This is a genomic window from Sphingopyxis sp. (assembly GCF_036402335.1).
In the GTDB taxonomy this organism is placed as follows: Bacteria; Pseudomonadota; Alphaproteobacteria; order Sphingomonadales; family Sphingomonadaceae; genus Sphingopyxis.
In genome coordinates, this window is the sequence record NZ_DASWTD010000373.1 from 1 (window position 1) to 2,955 (window position 2,955).

A 2,955-nucleotide genomic window follows, 5' to 3' on the forward strand; every position below is an offset into this window, starting at 1 on the left:
CAAGGGCGGCAGGAAGAAACCGGGGCGCAGCATATAGCCGACCCCCGCCTCGCCCTCGATCGGCGCGCCGAGCGCGACCAGCGCCTGGATGTCGCGATAGAGCGTGCGCACCGACACGCCGTGCTCGTCGGCCAGTATTTCGGCGGTCACCGGCCTGCGCCGCCGGCGCAGGCTGTCGATGATCGCGAACAAACGTCCCGTCTTGGCCATCACCGCGTCCTTCGCTCCGCCGGCGTCAGCGCCGCCGATAGCTCCAGCTGCGCGGTTTCGAGCCGTCGATTGCCGAAATCGTCGCCGTCAGCGTGTCACCGGCACGCTCATAGACGATGCGCTGCGGATAATCATGCGCCGCATTCTCGAACGTCGCGCTTGTCCCCTCGCTGCGCACCAGCGGGAACGCCACCGGCGCGCCGCCCTGCGGCTGCGCAATATAGGCGAGGATGCCATCGGTACCGCGCGCGATGCGGATGAATTCGAACTCGCGCAGCACCTCGCCGCGTCCCGACCGGCTGTGTCCCAGCATCACCCCGCCGCGCGGGGCCGTCCAGCTTTCTTCGGTCCAGCGCCCGCCGGTTTCGCTGGCCCACTGCCCCGCGAGCCAGCCAAGATCGTCGATCGTCGCCACCGGACTTGCCGCGACCAGCAGCACTGCCAGCGCCGCTGCCATACAGGATTTCATGACCGCCTCCCGTCCGATGCCCCCCGCCGGTTATAGGCCCGCTAACCCGCTGGTAAAGCTTCGCCGCTATGTCCTGCGGGTCAACAGGGGGATAATCGATGTTCCAGCCGGACCGGACGGTTTTCGAAGCCGCGACGCCTGTCGGCGAAGCCCGGCTCGCCGAGATATTGGGCGCCTTTTCCTATGCCCTCGACCTGACCGAGGGTCAGCCCGCGGGTCACAGCGTCCGCGCCGCGTGGATCGGCACCTATGTGGGCCTCGCCGCCGGGCTGGCCGACGCGGAGCTCGCCGATTGCCTCTATGCCGTGCTGCTCAAGGATCTGGGCTGTTCGAGCAACGCCGCGCGCGTCGCCGAACTGTTCCTCGGCGACGACCGCACGCTCAAACAGGGGTTCAAGCTGATCGGCCCGGGCGCCGCCGACTTCCTGCGCTTCGTCGAAGCCGAGGTCGGGGTGAAGGAAGCCGAAGCCGCGCGCACGGCCGCGCGCGACCACCTGCTCGGCAATGCCGCGCCGATCCTCACCGGCTTTATCGAGACGCGCTGCACACAGGGCGCGGGCATCGCGCGCCGCCTGCGTTTTTCGGATCGCGTCGCGGGCGCCATTGCCGCGCTCGACGAACATTGGGACGGCGGCGGCATGCCGCGCGGCCTCTCGGGCAGCAAAATCCCGCTGCTCGCCCGCATCGCGCTGCTGGCCCAGGTCGCCGACGTCTTCTTCATGGCGGGCGGCCCCGAACGCGCGGTTGCCGAGGTCCGCGCCCGCGCGGGCGGCTGGCTCGATCCCGACCTCACCGCGATCTTCGCCGACCTCGCCGCCGACCCCGGCTTCTGGGCCGCGCTCGCGGCGCCCGACATCGACGCGCAATTGTTCGCGCTCGAACCCGCGCAGGCGCGCGTCGTCGTCGATGAGGATTATCTCGACGATATCGCGGCCGCCTTCGGACAGGTGATCGACGCCAAAAGCCCCTATACCGGCGGCCACAGCGGACGCGTCGCGCTGCTCACCGACCGCATCGGCGCCGCGCAGGGCATCGCCGCGTCCGAGCGCCGCCGCCTCGTGCGCTGCGCGATGCTCCACGACATCGGCAAGCTCGGGGTCAGCAACCGGATTCTCGACAAGCCCGGCCGGCTGACGCCCGGCGAGTGGGTGGTGATGCAGGGCCATGCACAGGCGACCACCGACATCCTCTCGCGCATCGGCGTGATGCGCGACATGGTGATGATCGCGGGCTCGCACCACGAACGGCTCGACGGCACCGGCTATCCGCTCGGGCTCGACGAAGATTGCATTTCGATGGAAACGCGCATCGTCTCGGTTGCCGACTTCTTCGACGCGCTCACCGCCGACCGCCCCTATCGCGCCGCGATGCCGGTCGATCAGGCGCTGTCGATCATGGCGTGCGAGGTCGGCGCCGCGATCGACGGCGACTGTTTCGACGCCCTCGAAGCGATCGTCGCGGACGGCATTCCGCAGGCACCGCTACCTGCCATGCCGGTATCGCTGCTGCCGTAAGCGGCTCCGGTCCCGAAAGCTTCCGGTTCACCCGACGCCAATGTCGGCATGGGGGTGGTGAGCTGACCCTTTGTGCACCCCGGCGAAAGCCGGGACCCAGTGCGGAAAAGCGCAAGGTTAGTGTTGGAATTCTGGGCCCCGGCTTTCGCCGGGGTGCACATCCCCTATCGGCAGCTTCCGGTCGAAACCTGCCCCCTGACCCGCCGCGCCGCGCTCCGCGAACGTAGCGCGTGCTGTCTGAACCGCCGGAAACTCGCGTTCGATCCATTCGAACAGCGGCGTCAGCGCATGGCCGAGCGAAGCGCCGAGCGCGGTCAGATAATATTCGACGTGCGGCGGCACCGTCTGGAAATCGTGCCGCTCGACAAGCCCGTTCGCCTCCAGCGCGCGGAGCGTTTGCGTCAGCATCTTCTGGCTGATCCCGCCGACGCGCCGCTTGAGCTCGCCGTTGCGGTGATAGCCCTGCGCGATGACGAGCAGTAGCAAGAGGCTCCAGCGGTCGCCGATGAGGTCGAGAATGTCGCGCGACGGACAGTTCGCGTCGCACGGATCAACCTTGCCTATCCAGCCGGGAGCCTTTTCTTTCATAGTTACTCCAAGGTGCGTACTTCACTTTTGGTTCCTATCTGATCACCTTGTCCGATGCAAGCCGGGACCCTCCCCTCCCGATCCCCGGCTGCACAGGTTTCAGGAAGGACAGGAACATGACCCAGATTGCCATCGTCTATCATTCGGGCTTCGGCCATACGGAAGTCATCGCCG

General features: G+C 67.7%; 4 protein-coding genes. 1 reads left to right on the forward strand and 3 read right to left on the reverse strand.

Annotated elements, in window-relative coordinates; all coding sequences use genetic code 11:
* Together VGD20_RS11830 and VGD20_RS11835 are read right to left on the reverse strand one after the other, a co-directional pair.
* Window positions 1-210: helix-turn-helix transcriptional regulator (locus VGD20_RS11830; protein WP_331134637.1), on the reverse strand; the 210-nt coding region annotated here is incomplete at its 3' end.
* 25 nt (window positions 211-235) lie between these two features.
* A complete protein-coding gene (locus tag VGD20_RS11835; RefSeq protein WP_331134638.1) occupies window positions 236-679 on the reverse strand; it encodes a DUF6265 family protein in 444 nt (147 codons plus the stop codon).
* Between the two features lie 98 nt (window positions 680-777).
* Between VGD20_RS11835 and VGD20_RS11840 the strand changes: the two genes are divergently transcribed.
* On the forward strand, window positions 778-2,193 hold the full coding sequence (locus VGD20_RS11840) for an HD-GYP domain-containing protein (RefSeq protein WP_331134639.1): 1,416 nt from the start codon (window positions 778-780) through the stop codon (window positions 2,191-2,193).
* Between the two features lie 117 nt (window positions 2,194-2,310).
* On the opposite strand, the gene VGD20_RS11845 is transcribed toward VGD20_RS11840, so the two are convergent.
* Window positions 2,311-2,781: a helix-turn-helix domain-containing protein gene (locus VGD20_RS11845; RefSeq protein ID WP_331134640.1), complete on the reverse strand. Its 471-nt coding sequence runs from the start codon at window positions 2,779-2,781 to the stop codon at window positions 2,311-2,313.
* Window positions 2,782-2,955 lie beyond the last annotated feature (174 nt).